Genomic DNA, 18976 nt, shown 5'->3' on the forward strand with positions numbered 1-18976 from the left:
GAAGACGAAGGCCATGACGTTACAGACGACCATCGAAGCCGCATGGGAAAACCGCGACGGCATCAATACCGCCACAAAAGGTGAAGTGCGCGACGCCGTTGAAACAATCATCGGGCAGCTCGATTCCGGCACGTTGCGCGTCGCCGAAAAAACAGCCTCCGGCTGGCAGGTGAATCAGTGGGTAAAAAAGGCGATTCTGATTTCCTTCCGTCTGAACGACATGGAGCTCGTCCGCGGTCCAATCTATCATGACGGCAACAGCCCGTCCTACTGGTATGATAAGGTTCCCTCTAAATTCGCAGGCTGGGATAAAGACACTTATGCAAATGCAAAGTTCCGCTCCGTACCGGGCTGCTTTGTGCGCCGCGGCTCTTATATCGCCCCGAATGTCGTTTTGATGCCATCTTTCGTGAATCTCGGCGCTTATGTCGGCGAAGGCACGATGGTGGATACCTGGACGACGATCGGCAGCTGCGCTCAGATCGGCAGGCATTGCCATATTTCCGGCGGTGTCGGTATCGGCGGCGTGCTGGAACCCCTGCAGGCCGGCCCCGTCATTATCGAGGATAACTGCTTCATCGGCGCACGCAGCGAAATCGCCGAGGGCGTGGTCGTGGAAACAGGTTCCGTGATTTCGATGGGTGTTTACATCGGCGCTTCGACCAAGATTGTCGATCGTGAAAACGGTGAAATCATCTATGGCCGCGTTCCGGCTTACTCGGTGGTGGTATCCGGCTCACTGCCAGGCAAAACGCCGAATTCCCCTTCCCTTTACTGCGCCGTCATCGTCAAACGCGTTGACGAAAAGACGCGCAGCAAGACCGGGATCAACGAATTACTCCGTGATTAAGGCCTGAATTACCACTGAATCGCCCATATGCTCCGCAAGCTGAAGCGCCGTATATCCGTTACGGTCTTCAATAGCGCGGTTAGCATTGCGTTTGACCAGCAGGCGCACCGCATTGGGTGAGTCATTTTTCACGGCAGCAATCAACGGCGTGTCACCTTGCGCATTAATCATATCGATATCACGCCCCTTCGTGTTGAGCAGGCTGCGTAAGCCATTGATATCGTCGTTGAGGATCGTGGTATAAACCATTGTATCGTAATCCTGTTCAGAATACGCCATTGGCAAATGACGATTCTGCTTATCATAGGATTTGTTATAGATCGTGCTCGGCAGGCGGTAAGATGTCACCGGCTCAACAGGAATCGCCTTCGCAACCATCACTTTTCCTTTGTGATGATGCTTTGCATGCTTCTTATGTTTGCCATGATGCTTGGATTTAACCGGAGTTTCCTTTGGAGCTTCGCTGGTATCGGCAGTTTGCTTCGGCGCCTCTTCAGCGGGAGCGGGCGGCATAGAAGGAGCGGCTAACTGCGGCATTTCGGAAGATGCGCTGCCGGGATGTTGCTCGCCGGGAAGATGCAGGGCTTCCGCACCCGTGGCCGGAAGCGGGGAAATAGGCGGTAATGATTGCTGTACCGGTGCCGCTGGAGGCAGCGACCGCTGCATGCCGCTATCAGACACCGGAGCAGGCGCAGGTGAAGGGGCCGGAACGAGCGCCGGTACCGATATGGGCGCTGGCGCAGCGCCGGGTGCAAGAACCGGAAGATCCTGTGCATCTACTGCTGGCGGCACGGCGGCATCCTGAGCCCAGAGAAGAGCCCCGCTGCTGACGTATAATACTGTAGCAAGTAATGCTGTTTTCTTCAAAATACGCATGACAAAAGTCCTATGTTGTGTTGACACATAGGTTGGAGATTACCCGATAATGCTTAAATAATTGTTAATGAGGGATAAAATAACTTATTTATAGTTTTTCCCTTGTAATGCGGGCATTTTGGCCTAAAAACGATGTTAGCACACCTAACATTTATAGCTCCCAATGACTGTTTTCGTCCGTTTCGCTCCTTCGCCCACCGGCTACCTGCATGCCGGTAACATCCGAACCGCTCTGGTAAATTACCTGTTTGCGCGCGCGGCAGGCGGGCGTTTCATGCTGCGTCTGGACGATACGGACACGGAGCGTTCAAAAGCGGAATATGAAGCTGCCATTGAAGAGGATTTGCGCTGGCTAGGCATGCAGTGGGACGATTTTAAGAAACAGTCCGACCGCTTTACATCTTATGAACAGGCAAAACAGAAGCTTATAGCGTCTGGCAGGCTTTATCCATGCTATGAAACCGCGGCAGAACTGGACATGCAACGCAAGCTTCAGGCCGGACGCGGCCAGCCGCCGATCTATAACCGCGCGGCCCTGCAGCTAACACCGGAACAAAAAGCGAAATACGAAGCCGAAGGCCACAAGCCCCATTACCGTTTCCTGCTGGAAGATAAACCTATCGTGTGGAACGACCTTGTGCGCGGTGAAGTCCGCTTCCAGGGGGCGCATGTGAGCGATCCCGTGCTGATTCGCGAGGACGGCGTGCCGCTTTACACGCTGGCTTCCGTGGTGGATGACGGCGAAATGGGCATCACCCATATACTGCGCGGCGAAGACCATGTCAGCAACACTGCCGTACAGTTCCAGATATTTGAAGCACTGGGCTTCACTCCGCCGCAGTTCGGCCATCTGGCGCTGCTGAAAACCAAGGAAGGTGAGCTTTCCAAACGTGTGGGCGGCAACGATATACGAGGCTTGCGCGAAGCCGGCATCGAACCGATGACTATTAATAGCCTGCTTGCCAAACTCGGCACGAGCGATCCTGTTGAACCCTTTACGGATATGAAAGAACTGATAGAATCTTTCGATATCAAAAAATTTGGTCGCGCTGCCGCAAATTATGACCCGCAGGAGCTGGAACGGCTGAACGAGAAGCTGCTGCATAAGCTTCCTTTCTCTAGTGTAAAAGAAAGGCTTAGCTTCGCTGATGAGCCATTCTGGCTTTCCATACGCGCTAATCTTAAGACACTCGCCGAAGCCAAAAGCTGGTGGGATATTATCCATGGCGAAGTCAATGCCCCTGTAGTCGATGCTTCGTATCTACAGGACGCGCTGGCGCTGCTGCCGCCTGAGCCATGGGATGAAACCGCATGGGGCACATGGACAAAAGCCATCTCCGCCAAAACCGGCCGCAAAGGCAAGGAACTGTTCCTGCCGCTCAGGCTGGCGCTGACAGGAGTCGAACACGGACCGGAAATGAAGCAGTTGCTTCCACTCATCGGTTATAACAAGGTCGCACAAAGGCTAAATAAGATATGATACACCTGTACAATACCCTCACCCGCCAGAAGGAAGCTTTCACGCCGATGGATGTGCAGAATGTGCGCATGTATGTATGCGGCCCTACGGTGTATGACCGCGCGCATCTCGGCAATGCACGCTCCGTAGTGGTGTATGATGTATTGTACCGCCTGCTGAAACACACCTACCCGAAAGTCACCTACATCCGCAACATCACGGATGTGGACGACAAGATCAATACCGCAGCCAAAAACCAGAAAATCACCATTCAGGAACTGACACAGAAAGTCACGGGCTGGTTCCATGATGACATGGCCGCACTGAACGTATTGAATCCGGATAAAGAGCCAAAGGCCACCGAGCATATCAGACAGATGATCGCGATGATCGAGCAGCTGATCAAAAACAATATAGCCTATGTTTCGGAAGGCCATGTCTTGTTCAGCGTGTCGAGCTACGGCGCTGCTTACGGCGCACTCTCCGGCCGCGTGCAGGAAGAACTGGAATCCGGCGCGCGCATCAAGGTGGAATCCTACAAGCGCAATCCGAACGATTTCGTACTGTGGAAACCTGCCGACGCGGAAGACGATGCATCGAGCGTCTTTGAAAGCCCATGGGGCAAAGGCAGACCGGGCTGGCATATCGAGTGCTCGGCCATGAGCACGGAATATCTGGGCCGCGATTTCGACATCCATGGCGGCGGTGCAGACCTCATGTTCCCGCACCATGAAAACGAGATCGCACAGGCCTGCGGCGCTTACCCCGAATCGCACTTTGCCAAATACTGGGTGCATAACGGTTTCCTGACCGTCAACGGCGAAAAAATGAGCAAATCGCTAGGGAATTTCATCACCGTGCGCGACCTGCTGGATAAAGGCATTAAGGGCGAAGTGATTCGTTATGCATTGCTTAAAACCAGATACCGCGAGCCGCTCGACTTCAATGAAAAGCTCATGGAAGACGCAAAGAAAGAACTGGATGGCTTTTACCGCAAGCTCTCGGAAGGAGCTGCAACTAATAATATGAGCGCTGACTTCCTGGCGGCATTGCATGACGATATGAATTTCCCCAAGGCACTCAGCGCCTTGCACGCCTGCACACCGGAAGAGTTACGCACTGCAGGTAGTATTCTCGGCATTCTCCAGCAGAATCCAGAAGAATGGTTCAAAGGCGATACTTCCGACAGCGGTGACATTGACGCGCTTGTCGCCGCACGTATTGCCGCCAAAAAGGCAAAGAACTGGGCAGAAGCGGATAAAATACGTAATGACCTGAAAGCGCAGGGTATTATTCTGGAAGACCGTCCGGACGGCACCACCGACTGGCGCAGGGAATAGTAAATTATTTCAATCTCTTTGCGTAGGAAGCCCTGATTCTGCAACCTGCCTTCACTTTCCCTTCCCTTTTTATACACCTATTAAGGGAAAAGCGCTTAATATTCACATAATTGTAACAATATTTTACGTGCACTTCGTGTAATATAAGAAATGTAGAAGAATGCATTTCAGGCACACGATGGCAACTGCGCAGAACAACGCGGACAATATTGCTGACCAGACGACAGCCCCCGACCGGCAGCAGGATAAACACGCTCCGAAACTGGCGCGTTCCTCCGGCAACATCAAACTGGATATGGCGCTATGGGGAGGCATTCAGGGAGTAGGCATATGGCTCTTTTCGCTCGTCGTCGCGGACTGGGCGCAAAGCGGCAAAGGCTTCCTGAATAAAGGATTTGAAGCGGGCCGCACCTGGCTTACGCCCCGCCTCGGTAAATTCGCAGAGAACAAAACATCCCAGAAAATATGGGGCAGCAGCAAGGAACAGTGGGCAAGCTCGATTGTCCTCACGCTGGCTTTATCGCTCGGAGGAACGATCCTGCTGCCGGTAACCAAATATTTTGAAGACCGGCGCACGCAGATTGCCGCATGGATCGACAAAAAACTCGGTCACGACGATATCGATCCCTCCCAGGTACGTCCGGAACCTAAACAGACATGGGGCAGCATGATCAAAGGCCGCCTGATGTCCCTCGGGCTTGGTTACGCTATTTTTGCGGCACTCGGCCCCCGCAGAGCGGGCAACGTACAAAGCGCAGTAGGCGATGTTGCAACCAACGCCATTCTTAAAGTCCGCCCGAACGCAAACAGCCAGACCATTCGCAAATGGTCCGACCTTGCCGTCTTCGACCTGATCCTGACAACATTAACGGCTGGCACCGCCTATGTCGGCAGCCGTTTTAGCGCAAGCAAACATATGGAACAGAAATCGTCCGTAACGGAAGCGGTATCCCAATCTGCAGCCACCGGAGAAACCGTCATTATTCCCCCGCATGATGAAAGCGCACATATTCCGGTGGAACCCAAAACAAACAGATTACCGCAACCGCAGTCAAGCTGGCAGCAGGGGCAGGAAATACGTAAACAAGCCGCAACCTCCGCAACCGCGGCGGTGATACCGTAAGGATAAGCAACCGGACATGGATAAAATAGATCAAGATCACCCGGTCGTCCATGATGAAGCGTCGAAGTCCGCTGCCGCCCTGCCTATGCGCAAGGAAATCGAGGTCGATGCCCCTTCCGATATTCCGAAAAAAAGCATCGAGAATACCATCGGCGGCAGAATCACCAACTTCCTGAATTTTTACGTCATCGGCTTCGGTCTCAACTCCAGCCTTTCGCTTGGTATCACTTACGGGATGAACCCGCGCCCGGGTGTAAAGAAATTCAAGGAGAATATCGTCCAGGCCATTGAAAAGACCTTCGGCGGCACCAACAAGACCAATCTGACCGACAGTATCCGATCAAGCGTGGAAATCAGTTTCATGATGATCGCCGGGATGATCGCGACCACCATCATGACGCCGCTGGTCAAACATCGCGAAGAGATTGCGTACAAGATCAATAAGATGCTGAAAAAGGATACGGACATTCTACCCGAATCCATGCACAAGGATCCTGAACCGCGCAGCATTGAGGAAAAGATTGAGCTGGAGATCCATAAGCGGGTCAAAAATCACAGCGCATGGGATTTATGGGGCGCCCGTTTTGCAACGCTGGGCGCTATATTCGCCGGTGACTATCTCGTCAACCGCAGCAGCCGTATTCTCGAAGCGAGGGACAAGCCGAGCGTGGATACGCTCTCATGGAAGCTGGGCACTAAGATTTACGACGTTATTCCCCAGAAATGGTCAGCAGGCTGGAATCACTGGTTCTCCAGCCACGGTGCCAGCCTGAATGATATTAAAACCGGCATGGCGGATCATTTCGGGCGTCTGGAAAAACATGGTAACCCTGACGGAAGTTTTAACGAAGACCGCACCGTGGTAGCCGAGCAGACCCGCCTGGTGACCAAAGAACTTGGCTGGACACTGATCCTGTCCGGTTTTGTCGACAAGCTGACCAGCTCCTTCCGCGAAAGCCGTATCGCGCGCCAGGAGGAAAAAGTGCTGAAAGATATCATGAAGGATGGACTTGTACCGGAAGGGTATAAAGTCGTCATGGATAACAGCACGAGGGTAAGGCTGGAAAGAACAGGCCCGGAAGCAACTGGAGCTCAGCCGAAAAAGCAATGGGCAGCATCTGAAAAGCCCGCTTCGCATATGGAAACGGTGGACAAGAATCGGACAACTGCTTCAGAGCAGCATACGCTCGGCATATAACGGCTATTCACCTATATCCAGAACGCACACCACCGGCGCATGATCGGAAGGTTTTTCCAACACGCGCACGGACATGACCACTTCGGATGATTGCAACCTGTCGGCTGCCTGCGGAGACAGCAGAAGATGGTCGATACGCATGCCCTTGCCTGCATCGAACCCGTTGCCCCGATAATCCCACCAGCTGAAAGTCTGGCGGTCAGGATTGGCAACGCGGAAAGCATCGTAGAAACCTAAATGCATGATCGAGCGCAAAGCCTGCCGCTCCAGCGGATGGTAACAGACTGTCCCGTCCAGCGATTTCGGATCGTAGACATCGATAGGATCCGGCGCAACATTATAATCCCCGCCTATAACCAGTATTTCTTCCAACCTCAGCAATGATTTGGCATGCTCTCTCAGTCGCGCCAGGAAACGCTGCTTATACTGGAACTTGTCCGAATCGGGAGACTGGCCGTTAGGCACATAAACCGAAGCAACACGAAGCGCAAATCCCTTCCCGCTCGCCACCGCCTCTATGTAACGCGCTTCCAGGTCTGCTTCATCTCCCGGCAGCTTCATGATAACGTCATCAAGCGGCAGCTTGGAAAGAATGGCCACGCCGTTATAGCTCTTCTGCCCGTTCATCGCGATGTTATAACCGAGCTCCTCGATCTCCATGGCCGGAAATGTATCGTTCGTGGTTTTAAGTTCCTGCAGGAGCACGATATCAGGTGAATATTCACGCAGCCAGCCGGTCAGATGCGTGATGCGGCTGCGGACGGAGTTGACATTCCAGGTGGCGATTTTGATGTTCATGCCGCGCATCTTAGTGCATAATGAATACAAATCAACCGCCGCCGCTATCAAAATTGCTCATGTGAATTGCGGGAAAATCCGGCATCAAAAACCGGCCGGAGCGCTTGATTTTTCAATCAAATTGCTTGCCATTTCACATACAATGTGTATAGTGTGCGGCTCACTCAACTATCACAAGCGCCTGTGATATAGGATTATTTTAACTTAAGCGGCGCTGCTTAACCAACCCTCGCGGCAGAGGCAATTGCCGTTTATTTAGGAAAAGAGATTATGGCTCACAATGTAGCTGCCTACGCAGTAAACGACCAGACCACCGAATTCGCCACTGGTGAAAACTTCGCTGAACTGTTCGAATCATACGTTAAATCCGGCGAAAAGTCCGAAGGCAGCGTTATCAAAGGTATTATCGTCGCTATCGAAAACAACGACATCGTCGTAGTCGATGTCGGCCTGAAATCCGAAGGCCGCGTTTCCATTAAGGAATTCACGCAGCATGGCAAAATTCCGGAACTCCGTGTCGGCGACGAAGTCGAAGTTTACCTGGAAAAACTCGAAAACAAGCATGGCGAAGCCGTTATCAGCCGCGAAAAAGCGCTGCGCGAAGAATCCTGGGCACGCCTCGAACGCGCCTGCGCTAACGCAGAACGCGTTGACGGCGTCATTTTCGGCCGCGTCAAAGGCGGCTTCACAGTGGATATCGAAGGCGCTGTTGCCTTCCTGCCGGGCAGCCAGGTGGACATCCGTCCGATCCGCGACGTCACCCCGCTCATGGGCATCACCCAGCCGTTCATTATCCTCAAGATGGACCGCAAGCGTGGCAATATCGTGGTTTCCCGCCGTGCTATCCTCGAAGAATCCCGCGTCGAAGCACGCAACGAACTGCTCGGCAAGATCTCCGAAGGCCAGCAGCTGGAAGGCGTGGTCAAGAACATCACCGATTACGGTGCGTTCATCGACATGGGCGGCATCGACGGCCTGCTCCACGTTACCGATATTTCCTGGAAGCGTATCAATCACCCGTCCGAAGTACTGCATGTCGGTCAGACCGTAAAAGTTATGGTCACCAAGTTCGACCAGGACAGCAAGCGTATTTCGCTGGGCATGAAGCAGCTCGAACAGAATCCGTGGGAAAACATCGCCGGCAAGTTCCATATCGGCCAGCGCTTCACGGGTACCGTAACCAACATCACGGACTACGGTGCGTTCGTTGAACTGGAAAAAGGCATCGAAGGCCTCGTTCACGTGTCCGAAATGAGCTGGGTAAAGAAAAACACCCACCCGAGCAAGATCATCTCCAGCAGCCAGCAGGTTGAAGTGGTGATCCTCGACATCGACAACGTGAAGCACCGCATCAGCCTCGGCATGAAGCAGTGCGTCGACAATCCATGGGCAACGTTCGCTGAAAAGCACAATGTTGGCGACACGATTGAAGGCACCGTACGTAACATCACCGATTTCGGCCTGTTTGTAGGTCTGGACGGTGATATCGACGGCCTTGTTCACCATTCCGACATCAGCTGGACCGAACCGGGTGAAACCGCTGTGAAGAACTACAAGAAGGGCGAAACGGTCCAGGCCAGGATCCTCGCTATCGACGTAGAAAAAGAGCGCATCAGCCTCGGTATCAAGCAGCTCTCCGGCAATGAGTCCGGCGGCGCAATCGACAGTCTGCAGAAAGGCAGTGTCGTTACCTGCGTGGTCACCGGCATCCAGGAAAGTGGCATCGATGTGAAGATCAACGATACCATCACCGCCTTCATCAAGAAGTCGGACCTGTCCCGTGACCGTCAGGAACAGCGCCCTGACCGCTTCGCAGTCGGCGACCGCGTTGATGCGAAAGTAACCAACGTGGACAAGAACGCGCACAAAGTCACCGTTTCCATCAAAGCACTGGAAGCAGATGAACAGAAGCGTGCGATCGAGGAATACGGCTCCACCGACTCCGGCGCCAGCCTCGGCGACATTCTTGGCGCGGCATTGAACGATGCCAACGACAAGAAGGCTAAAAAGTCTAAGTAACTGACGATGGATTGCCCGTTATCTGCTCACGCAGGTAACGGGCATCCGAAAACGATTCCCCAGAAGGCTGTAACTTATGTCCCTGAATGCTGACACGCTTCTCGATCGTAACCGCCTGAAACAGCAGCTGAACAAATGGCGGATTATTACGATAGTGATAGCGCTGATTGCAGCACTGGGAGCCTTTGAAAAATTCTCGCGCTATTCTCCCATACGCACGGATTATATCGCCCGCATCACAGTCGACGGCATCATTACCGACGATCTGAAGATGGAAAAACTCATCGATAAAACCGCAAAAGATCCGCACGCAAAAGCCGTGCTCGTCTGGCTGGATACGCCCGGTGGCAGCGCCGTCGGCGGCCAGGAACTGTATCTGGATCTGCGAAAAACCTCCAAGAAGAAACCGGTAGTTGCCGTCATGCGCACCATGGCAGCTTCTGCAGGTTATATGGCCTCGCTCGGCGCAGATCGCATTGTCGCACGTGAAGGCACCATTACCGGCTCCATCGGCGTGATCATGGAAGCGTTTGAAGCCACGGAATTGGCGGAAAAGCTAGGCATACACCCTATCGTGATCAAATCCGGCCCGAATAAAGCCGCACCTAATCCGCTGGAAAAATACACCGCTGCACAGAATGTGGTCATTGAAGGCGTAATCAAGGATTTCTTCAACTGGTTCGTCGGCATCGTTGCGGAACGCAGGCATATGCCGCTTGAAACCGCAGAAAAACTGGCAGACGGACGCATCTATACGGGTCGCCAGGCACTGCAGGCAAACCTCATAGACGAACTCGGCGGTGAGGACGAAGCTGTCCAATGGCTTGCCAAAGAAAGAAAAATCGACCCGCATCTCGAGATCAGGGACGTAAAATTAGAGGAGGAAGATCCTTCGCTATTTCAGCAACTTACCCAACTTGCCAATGGAAAAATTGGCGCACACCTGTTACAAAGGCTTGACGGATTGAACGCGATATGGCAACCTAATCCACTGTAATATATAATTAACAGTAAAAATTATGACAAAATCAGACCTGATACTGCGCCTTTCCAAGAAATTTCCCGATCTTTATCTGCGTGATGTTGAAAAGATTGTGAATTCAATACTTAATGAAATGGTGGAAGCTCTGAAAAAGGGCGGTCGCGTAGAACTGCGCGGTTTCGGTGCGTTTTCGATCCGCAAACGCGAAGCACGTGTCGCACGCAATCCAAAGAACGGCCAGGAAGTCAGCATCGGCGAACGCCATGCTATCTATTTCCGCACCGGCAAGGAACTGCGTGAAAAGATAAACAAAGCGGACCAGGCATGAACCGTACGGTGAAACATGTCATGCCGGGAACCCACTTCTCTCGGCATAGTGCACTATGTTGACCGTTATCAGGAAAACCCTGAAACTCTGCCTGTATGCCCTGATTGTGATTGTGGGCATTGTCTTCTGCGTCTCAAACCGTTCCCGGCTTGAGCTGACTTTATTTCCTCTGCCTTACGGCCTTACACTCCCGGTATTCCTGTTTGCTATTCTGATATTTGTCGCAGGGCTGATAACCGGCAGATTCATTGGCGGTATGAGCCATTTCAAAACCCGCAAACTCCATAAAGCTGCGAACGAACGTGTAAGCGCGCTCGAAAATGAGATCACGGCCGTACGCTCGGAAAAGCTGCTGCGCAACAGCTAGCCTCTAACCATTACTCATCAAATACACGCGTATTTTTCGGGCGGATGAAAATATAATCGTTCTTTTTAATCGCAAGACTATCGATCACATCCTTAGCAACTTCTGCTGTCAGCCCCTCGCCGCTTAAACGCTCCATCTCTATCTTCACCAGCGGCCCCGCAGGGTTAAGATGCGTCACGAGTACTTTGACATATTCATGCTCATCCGGCGTTTTAGTCACGTAGATCTCATGCGGACGCGAAAATAATTTCACGGGCTTACCCAGCTTTTTTACATCCGCAGCCGCTTTCTGCGGTGGTGAGAGTGCAGGTGGAGTGGAGACTACTCCCGGCAGTATCCGGTGCAGCAACCCTGTAATCTCAGGATAGCGGTTCATCCAGCTGCTGCGGCTCTTAATGTCCGGCATGGTGAATTGTTCTTTTTCCTTGGCTTCATACTCCAGAAGATGCGCTTTACCATCTTCGTCTTTCCAGCCTTTGAAAACATTATAATTGCCAAGAAAGTCATACACGAAAGAATTCACCGGATGGTGATACACTTCGCCGGGAGTGCCCGCCTGCTCGATACGGCCATTGCCCATCACCACCACGCGGTCCGCCACTTCCATGGCCTCTTCCTGGTCATGCGTAACGAAAATGCTTGTCACATTGATATCGTCATGCAGACGCCGCATCCAGCGACGCAATTCTTTGCGCACCTTTGCATCCAGCGCACCGAACGGCTCATCCAGCAGCAGTAGTTTCGGCTCCACTGCCAGCGCGCGCGCAAGCGCCACACGCTGCCTCTGCCCGCCGGAAAGCTGCGACGGATAGCGGCTATGGAATTTATCCAGATGCACGAGATGCAGCAGCTTCATCACCTTGCGCTTGAGTTCAAAATCGCTGAGACGGAACTGTTTGGGGCGCATGCGCAGGCCGAACGCCACATTCTCAAAAACCGTCATGTGCTTGAACAGCGCATAATGCTGAAATACGAATCCCACATTACGTTCCCCAGCCTTCTTGGAAAGCGCTTCATCCCCGTCCAGCAATACCGTACCTGAATCCGCGATATCCATTCCCGCGATAATGCGCAACAGCGTTGTTTTGCCCGAACCTGAAGGACCGAGCAGGGCAATCAGTTCACCGGTCTTCACCTCAAGATTGACGTTGTCGAGAACGACCTGGTCGCCAAAACGTTTGCAGATATTCTGAACCTGGATGCTCATTATTTCATCGCCTTGATTTCATGCGGGAATTTATGCTCAATATAAGTTTTTATGACGAGTGTAAACAGCGCAAGCATTGTCAGGATGGAAGCGACCGCAAATGCGCCGACAGTGTTGTATTCGTTATACAGTGTTTCGACCTGCAGCGGAATCGTATTGGTCAGGCCTTCAATATGGCCGGATACGACCGACACCGCACCGAACTCTCCCATCGCACGCGCATTGCATAGCAGAACGCCGTAAAACAACCCCCATTTGATATTGGGAAGCGTCACATGCCAGAAAGTCTGCCAGCCATTGGCACCCAGCATGATCGCCGCTTCTTCTTCAGAAGTCCCCTGCTCTTCCATCAGCGGAATCAGCTCACGCGCCACAAACGGAAACGTCACGAAGATCGTCACGATCACGAGTCCCGGAAGCGCAAAGAGAATAGACAGATGCCAGCGCTCAAGCGCACCGGCGAAAAACCCTTTCGCTCCGAACAGCAACACATATACCAGCCCCGCAATAACCGGCGAGACGGAGAAAGGCAGGTCGATCAGCGTGAGCAGCAGACGCTTTCCAAAGAAATTAAACTTGGCGATGGCCCAGCTTGCAGCAAGCCCGAATACGATATTGCACGGCACGGAAATCGCAGCGACCAGAAGCGTTAATTTGATAGCGGCTTTAGCATAATCACCCCCAAGCTCGCTGAAATAAGCCTGTATTCCCGTTTTGAACGCCTCCATGAACACGACCGCCAGCGGCATGGCAACGAATACCCCCACAAACAGTACCGCTACTGCTATCAGTAAAACCCTTACCGCCAGAGGCTCTGTCACCACATTGTTCATAATAAATATATTATTCAGTTAGTTGAATGAATAGATAAAATCCAATATTATATTCATCAAATTGTCATATTTGCGTCAAAATAGTGTAATATTAAAATCCTATACTTAAGCCATATAATTATTTTCGACGAGTGAACGGATTAATGCAATTTTAGTAAATACCTATTATAATGCGGAGGAAGACCGCGGAAAGCAGGCTGGGTTCAGCTTGTCCCGGGTCAAGCGGAGTATATATGAAAAAAGATGAAATGAAAGAGCAGTATGACGAAATAGCTGCACTGTATGATCTGGCAGAGGAACTCGCCTCGACAGTGGAAAGCAAACTCGCCAAAAATCCGAAGGAACAGCTGGCGCTCGTCGAACCGTTCATCAGTGACATTGCGGATTCCACGGATGTGCTGACGGAAGAATATATCAGCATCATGGAAGAGCCTTCGCGCAAAAAACCCGCGCGCGCGCGCATTGAAAAAGCTTTGCGCAAGATGTTCACGGCACTCGATACTTTTCGCGCCCGCGCCCACGAAATGGGACAGGATTCTCTTAGCGCTCTTGCTACCCTTACCGATACGATCGCAACAAAAATCCAGAAGCAGACGGAAAAGATTATGCTCATTTTCATGCATCTGGTTGACATCTCGCTGGAGCGCATCATGCGCAAACATGAGCTGGATGAATTCAGGCGTCGCAACGAGCAGATCGTTAACAGCATCCCCCAGCACAGCCACTAAGTCACTCGAAACTCCATACCTATTTTTTGCTGTATTGACGGCATAAATACGCTAGGGTCTTGCGAAGCAGGATTGAAAAGCGGACGGTATGATGAATCTGACGAATAAGAGAATATGGGCGCTGCTGGACGAGCGGCAGGGAAACACGAGCCAGACGCTGGGCGTCGCGGAAGCGCTGGAAACCCCTTTCGAAGTCAAAAAGATCGAATTCAATGAGTGGATACGAATTCCCAACATCTTGCTGAATCATAATACACTGGGCCTGACAAGCCAGAGCAGGGAACTCCTTTCCCCGCCCTGGCCGGATATTGTGTTGTCCACGGCCAGAAGACTCGGCATTGTTGCATCCTACATCAAATCGCAGAATCCTTCGACCTTCATCGCACAGATACAATGGCCGGGCTTCCCTTCCCGTCATTTCGACCTGATCGCAGCACCGAAGCACGATAATGCAAAACCAGCCCCCAATCTCTTTGTCACGGTCGGCGCCCCTCACAGAGTAACACCGGATATTCTGGCGAGCGAAGCTGCCATATGGCAGACCAAAATGCCCATGCTGAATGCACCGAAAATCGCTGTGCTGGTCGGAGGCGATGCAGGCTCGCGGCGGTTTGAAGCCTCGCGAGCAAAAGAATTCGCACGTATGGCATCCGCGCTTGCGCAAAACTCCGGCGGTTCTCTGTATGTCACCACAAGCAGGCGCACAAGCGCGAGCGCAGCGCAGGCAATAAAAGAGTCGATCACCGTACCGCATTATCTCCACTTATGGGATGATGCGAACAACTCACAGGCAAACCCGTTCTATGGCATGCTCGGCATCGCAGATGCGGTTGTTGTGACAGGCGACTCCATCTCCATGTGCTCGGAGGCCTGCGCGACCGGTAAACCGGTGTATATTTATGCCACCCCGGATTTCGTCTCTCCCAAACATCAGCAATTCATTGACGAACTCTACCGGCTTGGCCTGGCCAAACCGCTGGAAGCAAGCGGTAACATGCTGTTTACGCCGCCTTTCCGTCTGGACGATGCCAAAAGCGTAGCCAGGGAAATCATTCAAAGGTATAATAATACTGCAATATGAGGAACGGTTCAGCCATGCCTGTTTCATACCCTTCAAAGCCACGCGCAAATTCCGGTTTCACGTTAGTGGAAATGAGTATCGTCCTGGTCCTTATCGGCCTGCTGATCGGCGGTGTGCTTGCCGGGCGCACGCTGATCGATTCCGCAGCCGTGAGCAGTCAGATCAGCCAGATCAATAAATACCAGGCGGCAGTGCATATGTTTGAAACCAAATTCAACTATCTTCCGGGCGATATTCCTGATCCCGCCGCCACTAACAATGGTTTTCAATCCAGAGGCAGCTACAACGGCGAAGGCGATGGCAGCGGCCTGCTGGAAGGCAACTGCGCTAACACTGCGACAGGCAATGGCGGCTTGCAGGCCGGATGCGGCGAACTGGCGGTATTCTGGCAGGACTTGAGCACTGCCGGTCTGATTGATACCAATGTCAAAACAGGTACGAATTATCCTAATATAATTACTCCCGCATCATGGCCGAATACTACGGCTAGCAGCACTCCTGCTATTCAGGATTGGATACCTAAGGCCAAAGTAGGGGGCGACGCTATGTACGTCTATGTATATAGCGGTCTTGGCCATAATTTTTATGGTGTATCTACCATCACTAAAATCGGCTGGTCGATCGATTCCACATTGAGCACTCCCGGAATCGCGGTGCAGCAGGCCTATAATATAGACACTAAAGCGGATGACGGGTTGCCGCAATCTGGCAATATCACCGCCTGTTATGTGAACTCGCAAACGACCGACGGCAGCAGCGGCGCCTCCGTATATGCCGCAGGTTCGCTGGGGGAAGGCAAAAATAATGGTGTCACATGGTTGAACGGAACCGGCAGCGCCTGCACTCCGAACACCGCAGCGACAGCTTATGCCGCCACGAACTGTTTCGACAATAATGGCTCAGCAGGAACGCAGCAATATTCGGTACAGTTTAACCCCGACAGATTGAATTGTGCACTGTCGTTTCAGTTCCAGTAAACTATTATTGAATCTCTTTCATCACCTGCGCCCTGATTTGCTCGCGCATGGCGGCAGGCAGCGGCACTAGCCCCTTCTCCACCAGATACCCTTCATCACCGATAGCGGCCTCGCTAAGAAACTCCTGAATATATTCCTTTATACCGGCAACCAGTGGCAGCTTGACGTAGAAATAAAGCGGACGTGAAACAGGATATTGAGCATTCTGGATAGACTCAAATGACGGACCTACACCGTCAATAATACTGCCATGTAGCTTCGCCTCGTTCTCTTCGAGGAAGCTGAATCCCATAATTCCAACTGCGTCCGGATCCCCCATAAGCTTTTCCGCAATCAGGTTGCCATTTTCTCCGGTCTCGATAAACCTGCCATCTTCACGCAGCCGCTTGCAGGAATGCTCACGTTTTTTAGGATCGGGGATAGCATCCGCAAACGCCTTTACCTGCGCACAGCCAGCTTTCATGACCAGCTCAATAAACGTGTCATACGTACCGGAAACAGGCGAAGTGCCATAGACTTTGATTGGCTGGTCCGGCAGAGCAGGATCGATCTGGCTCCAGCGTGTATAGTCATTGGGCACGAGTTTGCCATCGCGGGCAATATCGCGGGCAAGAGCAAGGAACATATCCTTGCGCGTCAGCTTGAACACCGGCGCTTTAATCGAGTTGGCGATGGTAATGCCGTCATAGCCGAACTTGATTTCTACAAATTTATTTACGCCGTTATGCTCGCAATTAGTGCGCTCGCTTGCAACAATCGCACGTGAGGCATTAGTGATATAAGGGTACGATTCCCCTACTCCGCCGCAGAATAGTTTAAATCCTGCCCCAGTCCCGGTCGCTTCCACGACAGGCGTCCTGAAATCCCCAGCTTTGCCGAAATGTTCGGCCACGCTCGCGGCAAACGGGTAGACGGTGGAAGAGCCGACCATGCGGATCTGCTCAGCCGCCAATGCCTGCGATTGCAGAAAAATAAGTGTGAAAAATAAAAACCTTATCCTCATAAACATCTATTTCATTGCGGTGATTTTTATGGCAATCTATGCTACAATGGCACGAATAACAGGGACAGGTTACATGAAAAACAGGCATCTGCAAGGCTTTACCTTAGTGGAATTGTCGATTACGCTCGTCATTATAGGCGCGCTGATCGGCAGCGTGCTCTACGGCCAGTCCTTGCTCGACGCCTCCAAACTCCAGACTGTCATGACGGATGTGGACAGTTACATCACTGCCGCCAGCAATTTCCGGCAGACTTACCAGGCCCTGCCGGGTGATTTTTCCGCGGCTACCACCGTATGGGGAACCGATTCTGTCGGTTGCCCTGCAGGCGGGGGTACTAGCGGCACATGTAATGGCAATGGCGATGGCACAATCTACAACACCAACAGCGCCGGTCAGGCGCAGGAAACATTCCTGTTCTGGCAGCACCTACGCCTTGCGGGTATGTTCACCCAGAACTTAAGCAACCAGAGCGGCTCTGGCGGTGTGAATGATGCTGTGATCGGAAAGAACGTTCCGGCAGGCAGTATCAAGGGTACCGGCTTTTCCGTTACATGGTTCGGCTCCATTGCTTCCGGCAATGGAAGTTACTTTACCCCTACCAACCCGACTTATTACGGCAATATCATTAGTCTCGGCGGCATGCATCAAAGCATCAGTGGTACGATTCAGTACACCATCACACAGGCTCCCATTCTTACCCCAACACAAGCTTCACAGATCGACACTAAGATGGATGACGGCCTTCCTGCCTACGGTAAAGTGCTTGCCTATAAGAAAAACTCATCTATCGCCCATGATTGTACGACCAGCGATACTGAAAGCGCGTCCACTTACAACGTAAGTTCCTCGATGCCGTATTGCACCTTAATCTTCCTCACAGGCTTCTGACATGCTGAACCACCAGATCCGCTCCAACCCTTTCTATCAGCCCGCTGCGCAGTGGCAGATCCGGCTCTTCGTGCCGCGCGTTCAAGTGCTGGCAGCCGAAACCGTTTTCGAAGATATGGCGCTTGCGCTTTCCAGTTTTGAGGTGGAGGAAGATTCCAATGATTGGTACGTCGATATTCTCACCGAAACGCAGCCGGATGACGCATTCATGGCGGAAAAGCTGGCGCCGCTGGCGGATGCTGGTAACAAGCTGCCGCATTACGAGATAAAGAAGTTAGAAGCAAAAGATTGGGTGAGCGAAGTGGAACAAAGCTTTCCGCCGCTGAACATCGGTCGGTTTTACGTGCATGGCTCGCATATTTCTGATCCCGCGCCTCACGGCAAGATTGCCCTGAAAGTGAATGCGGGCGCTGCATTCGGCAGCGGTGAACACGCGACCACCAGCGGCTGCCTGCTAGCACTGGGAATGCTTGCAAAACGCAGGAAGTTCAGGAACCCTCTGGATATGGGCTGCGGCTCCGGCATCCTTGCCATGGCGATGGTAAAGCTGTGGCACGTTCCCGTGACCGCGATCGACATCGATCCCGTATCGACCGCAACCACGCGCGAAAACGCCCACAACAACCGCATCAGCAAACTGATGCGCACCGCCGCCGGTGATGGTTACCACACCAAGCTCGCCAAGAAGCACGCTCGTTACGATCTCATCGTCGCCAATATCCTCGCGCGTCCTCTGGTCAGGATGGCCCCGCTGCTTAAAAAAGCGCTTCTCCCCGGCGGCATAGTTGTATTATCAGGCCTGCTCGCGAATCAGGAACGCATGGTGCTGGCCGCTCACAGGCTGCAGGGACTGCGGCTGATCGGGCGCGTGAAACGCGGCCACTGGCACACGCTGATTCTGGCGAATTAATCAAGACC

The 18976-nt window shown here is 52.5% G+C and carries 19 protein-coding genes; 14 read left to right on the forward strand and 5 right to left on the reverse strand.

The genetic code is table 11. From position 1 onward, the window contains the following. Positions 1 to 13 precede the first annotated feature (13 nt). Positions 14 to 850 carry a 2,3,4,5-tetrahydropyridine-2,6-dicarboxylate N-succinyltransferase gene (gene dapD, locus VFT64_09260; protein ID HEU5048012.1) on the forward strand — a complete coding sequence of 279 codons (837 nt, stop codon included), beginning with the start codon at positions 14 to 16 and terminating at the stop codon, positions 848 to 850. Here the strand turns inward: dapD and VFT64_09265 are convergent. Continuing rightward, positions 836 to 1726: an ankyrin repeat domain-containing protein gene (locus VFT64_09265; protein HEU5048013.1), complete on the reverse strand. Its 891-nt coding sequence runs from the start codon at positions 1724 to 1726 to the stop codon at positions 836 to 838. The two genes, dapD and VFT64_09265, sit on opposite strands and share 15 nt — an antisense overlap. 163 nt (positions 1727 to 1889) lie before the next feature. Here VFT64_09265 and gltX point away from each other — a divergent pair, with 163 nt between their 5' ends. The 4 genes from gltX to VFT64_09285 all read left to right on the forward strand — a co-directional run bounded on the left by gltX (position 1890) and on the right by VFT64_09285 (position 6846). Then, a complete protein-coding gene (gene gltX / locus VFT64_09270; GenBank protein ID HEU5048014.1) occupies positions 1890 to 3206 on the forward strand; it encodes a glutamate--tRNA ligase in 1317 nt (438 codons plus the stop codon). Then, entirely contained in the window at positions 3203 to 4525 is a 1323-nt protein-coding gene (gene cysS, locus VFT64_09275; GenBank protein ID HEU5048015.1) for a cysteine--tRNA ligase, read from the forward strand. The genes gltX and cysS overlap by 4 nt, the downstream gene beginning before the upstream one ends. Before the next feature lie 178 nt (positions 4526 to 4703). Further along, entirely contained in the window at positions 4704 to 5648 is a 945-nt protein-coding gene (locus VFT64_09280) for a hypothetical protein (GenBank protein HEU5048016.1), read from the forward strand. A gap of 16 nt (positions 5649 to 5664) precedes the next feature. After that, a complete protein-coding gene (locus VFT64_09285) occupies positions 5665 to 6846 on the forward strand; it encodes a hypothetical protein (protein ID HEU5048017.1) in 1182 nt (393 codons plus the stop codon). A gap of 3 nt (positions 6847 to 6849) precedes the next feature. Here the strand turns inward: VFT64_09285 and xth are convergent, their stop codons facing one another. Continuing rightward, entirely contained in the window at positions 6850 to 7644 is a 795-nt protein-coding gene (gene xth, locus VFT64_09290) for an exodeoxyribonuclease III (protein HEU5048018.1), read from the reverse strand. A 270-nt stretch (positions 7645 to 7914) separates the two neighbouring features. On the opposite strand from xth, the gene rpsA reads away from it, so the two are divergent. The 4 genes from rpsA to VFT64_09310 all read left to right on the forward strand — a co-directional run bounded on the left by rpsA (position 7915) and on the right by VFT64_09310 (position 11340). Beyond that, entirely contained in the window at positions 7915 to 9663 is a 1749-nt protein-coding gene (gene rpsA, locus VFT64_09295; protein HEU5048019.1) for a 30S ribosomal protein S1, read from the forward strand. Between the two features lie 76 nt (positions 9664 to 9739). Next, positions 9740 to 10660 (forward strand): signal peptide peptidase SppA, encoded by a 921-nt coding sequence (sppA, locus tag VFT64_09300; GenBank protein ID HEU5048020.1) that lies wholly within the window; start codon positions 9740 to 9742, stop codon positions 10658 to 10660. 22 nt (positions 10661 to 10682) lie between these two features. Then, positions 10683 to 10973, forward strand: a complete 291-nt coding sequence (locus VFT64_09305; protein ID HEU5048021.1) for an integration host factor subunit beta — start codon at positions 10683 to 10685, stop codon at positions 10971 to 10973. 55 nt (positions 10974 to 11028) lie between these two features. After that, complete coding sequence (locus VFT64_09310) at positions 11029 to 11340, forward strand: lipopolysaccharide assembly protein LapA domain-containing protein (protein HEU5048022.1); 312 nt, start codon at positions 11029 to 11031, stop codon at positions 11338 to 11340. A gap of 10 nt (positions 11341 to 11350) precedes the next feature. On the opposite strand, the gene VFT64_09315 is transcribed toward VFT64_09310, so the two are convergent. Further along, positions 11351 to 12547 (reverse strand): sulfate ABC transporter ATP-binding protein, encoded by a 1197-nt coding sequence (locus tag VFT64_09315; protein HEU5048023.1) that lies wholly within the window; start codon positions 12545 to 12547, stop codon positions 11351 to 11353. Next, a complete protein-coding gene (gene cysW / locus VFT64_09320) occupies positions 12547 to 13371 on the reverse strand; it encodes a sulfate ABC transporter permease subunit CysW (GenBank protein HEU5048024.1) in 825 nt (274 codons plus the stop codon). The genes VFT64_09315 and cysW overlap by 1 nt, the downstream gene beginning before the upstream one ends. A gap of 242 nt (positions 13372 to 13613) precedes the next feature. On the opposite strand from cysW, the gene VFT64_09325 reads away from it, so the two are divergent. The 3 genes from VFT64_09325 to VFT64_09335 all read left to right on the forward strand — a co-directional run bounded on the left by VFT64_09325 (position 13614) and on the right by VFT64_09335 (position 16166). After that, positions 13614 to 14108, forward strand: a complete 495-nt coding sequence (locus VFT64_09325) for a hypothetical protein (GenBank protein ID HEU5048025.1) — start codon at positions 13614 to 13616, stop codon at positions 14106 to 14108. An 88-nt stretch (positions 14109 to 14196) separates the two neighbouring features. Further along, positions 14197 to 15189 (forward strand): mitochondrial fission ELM1 family protein, encoded by a 993-nt coding sequence (locus VFT64_09330; protein HEU5048026.1) that lies wholly within the window; start codon positions 14197 to 14199, stop codon positions 15187 to 15189. Between the two features lie 14 nt (positions 15190 to 15203). Then, positions 15204 to 16166, forward strand: coding sequence for a prepilin-type N-terminal cleavage/methylation domain-containing protein (locus tag VFT64_09335; protein ID HEU5048027.1), 963 nt, complete (start codon positions 15204 to 15206; stop codon positions 16164 to 16166). 4 nt (positions 16167 to 16170) lie between these two features. Here the strand turns inward: VFT64_09335 and VFT64_09340 are convergent, their stop codons facing one another. Next, a complete protein-coding gene (locus VFT64_09340) occupies positions 16171 to 17169 on the reverse strand; it encodes a substrate-binding domain-containing protein (protein ID HEU5048028.1) in 999 nt (332 codons plus the stop codon). A gap of 73 nt (positions 17170 to 17242) precedes the next feature. On the opposite strand from VFT64_09340, the gene VFT64_09345 reads away from it, so the two are divergent. Together VFT64_09345 and VFT64_09350 are read left to right on the forward strand one after the other, a co-directional pair. Beyond that, positions 17243 to 18058 (forward strand): prepilin-type N-terminal cleavage/methylation domain-containing protein, encoded by an 816-nt coding sequence (locus VFT64_09345; protein HEU5048029.1) that lies wholly within the window; start codon positions 17243 to 17245, stop codon positions 18056 to 18058. 1 nt (position 18059) lies between these two features. Beyond that, entirely contained in the window at positions 18060 to 18968 is a 909-nt protein-coding gene (locus VFT64_09350; protein ID HEU5048030.1) for a 50S ribosomal protein L11 methyltransferase, read from the forward strand. Positions 18969 to 18976: the final 8 nt, after the last annotated feature.

The sequence above is a fragment of the Rickettsiales bacterium genome, assembly GCA_035765535.1.
GTDB lineage: Bacteria > Pseudomonadota > Alphaproteobacteria > Rickettsiales > JABCZZ01 > JABCZZ01.